The sequence below is a fragment of the Legionella tunisiensis genome, assembly GCF_000308315.1.
Taxonomy (GTDB): domain Bacteria; phylum Pseudomonadota; class Gammaproteobacteria; order Legionellales; family Legionellaceae; genus Tatlockia; species Tatlockia tunisiensis.
In genome coordinates this window covers 1-1,973 of record NZ_CALJ01000314.1, presented here as the reverse complement: position 1 = coordinate 1,973, position 1,973 = coordinate 1, and the positions used below count along the sequence as shown (strand labels likewise).

Below are 1,973 nucleotides of genomic sequence, written 5' to 3'. Positions count from 1 at the left end.
TGTTTGTGTTGTAACGATCCAACCATTTCTCAAATCTTTAGTAGCCTTCAGTTTCTGCATCAGAATTTCATACTGTCCAGCCTTCACAGCATTTTCCAAGGCAATTGCTACAGCAGGATCAAGTTTTGTCAAATCAAAATCCTTACCAGCAACAATACCAAGTTTCGCAAGTTTCTCAACCATGGAAGCATCCGCATTTGCAGGTGGGTTATCCTTAAGGAGCATTGCCAATTTTTTAAAATACGTTGCGGCATCCATTGCATTGACCTGCTGACGTATTGGGGTTTTCATATCAATGGTTGGGTCAACAATACCTGCCGGAGGCGTATAGAATTTACCATAGTAGCTAAGCGGTTTTAAACTGTATTTATCTTGTAAGCTATGCACAAGACGATAATCCTCAGCTGTTCCCGTACAGTAGGTGCGGCCCAGGATCCAAACCATATTTGTTGGTGATTTTAATTCGACTAACCCTTCTGGCACAGTCCCTTTCCAATAAGGTCCAACAATCACAAAATCTTGTGCTTCTGTACCTGTCGTTCGGCTGCCTGGAGCAGCAAATACGTCAGTCCATCCACTTAATAAGGGCATGATATAATAACGCCCATTCTGATTGGGTACATGCAACAGGTAGGGTTCTTTGCTTAGATCAAGCCAGGCAAAAGAATAAAGCGTATCAGCGTTGGGAGCTGGAATATCTTGGAATGACGCATCGGGGAATCGCCTGATATTGATAAATTGTCCTATGGGCCCGCGGCCATTGTTTGGCTTCACCGCGTTCGTCATCACTTGTTTAGTCAAATCCATGGTTACCAAGGGATAACCATAGATGTAAGCTTCTGTGCCTAACTGTAATGCTTCAAATGCACTCAGGCTTGCTGAGTTTACCCAAGCCAAAGGGTAAAAACTAAAGAAAAAGCGCTCCCAGCTTCCAGACCCAGGATTTTCCTATCATTAATCGTTCTCCAATGACGCTCAGTAGAAAATAAATAACTACTGCTACCATAGCATAATTCTACTCACGGATTTAGCTGACTAAATAACGCCAACTAATTATACCTGTATGGATAAAAACCAACTGCTTGGTGTCACAGACAGATAAAGGAGCAATCCCTGCAACTCGCAATTGTAAAAAATTAAATCCTTCACTCCTTGAGAGAATAGTGAGCCGCCAATGTTGTGTACTGTATGTTCTTCCATCTTTAACTGTTTGAATACAAGGAAAGAAACCAAGTTCTTCTATTAAATAAGAAAACTGCTGTTGCTCATGCGATAGAGGGCAAGCTTGGCCATTTTTTAATAAAGTGATTATTTCATTTGGATCTTTTTCGGTCACAAGACAATTAGCTTGTATCTGATTGATATTAACAGCAGATAATTTTTGGGAAACCATCTCAAGTTGATAAAAATCCTGGTGTTTTCGACCAACCGATTAAGCGACTTATAAGCTAAAAAGACGATTTGCATCTGCGATATTACTAATAAAGCCAACAGAGCAAGCATCAGTATCGTAGAAATTAACACCATCCCATCTTCTCGATTCATAGCATGCGAGCAGCGGTTTCAATACTAAGGTTTTTGCGTATTCTCCAAACCTAGATTCACGGCAACAAATGTTTTTCCTTGCGAAAAATTTATATAAGCAGCCAATTTATTAATGGCAGATGTTAGCTCTTCAGCATGCTTGCAGCGATAAAAAAGTGCCAATTTTTTTGCCTATTTTGTTGGATAAAAAAGCTTCCTCAATCCATTCACCCACATAAATCGGTTCAACATAATGGAAGATTAAAGGATGAGTAAAAATCATCTCAACGCCATTGAGGGTATGTCGCAATGATAAAATCTGCTGAACTTCAGCATGATAACAATCTGCCAGCAAAACAGGGTGTTTGGTTGCATACACTTGACCAACAGGTACTAATAAACGAGAGTGATTTATAATTTTCAAAACTGGGGCAAAATACTCACTCATC

General features: G+C 40.0%; 2 protein-coding genes and 1 pseudogene. All 3 read right to left on the bottom strand.

Annotated features, from left to right (window positions below; translation table 11 throughout):
• Positions 1-897, bottom strand: an 897-nt coding sequence (locus BN58_RS27395) for a DUF1254 domain-containing protein (protein ID WP_019218209.1), incomplete at its 3' end; no start/stop codon positions are given.
• A gap of 130 nt (positions 898-1,027) precedes the next feature.
• The gene (locus BN58_RS19170) at positions 1,028-1,393 is read right to left on the bottom strand and encodes a hypothetical protein (protein ID WP_019218208.1); all 366 of its coding nucleotides are present in this window, start codon (positions 1,391-1,393) and stop codon (positions 1,028-1,030) included.
• Positions 1,394-1,675: 282 nt separating this feature from the next.
• Positions 1,676-1,973, bottom strand: a pseudogene (locus tag BN58_RS19160) (hypothetical protein); the annotation flags it as partial.

Bases quoted from the DNA above. Each gene is read 5' to 3' on its own strand.
- BN58_RS19170 (WP_019218208.1), bottom strand. From the start codon at position 1,393: ATGGTTTCCCAAAAATTATCTGCTGTTAATATCAATCAGATACAAGCT.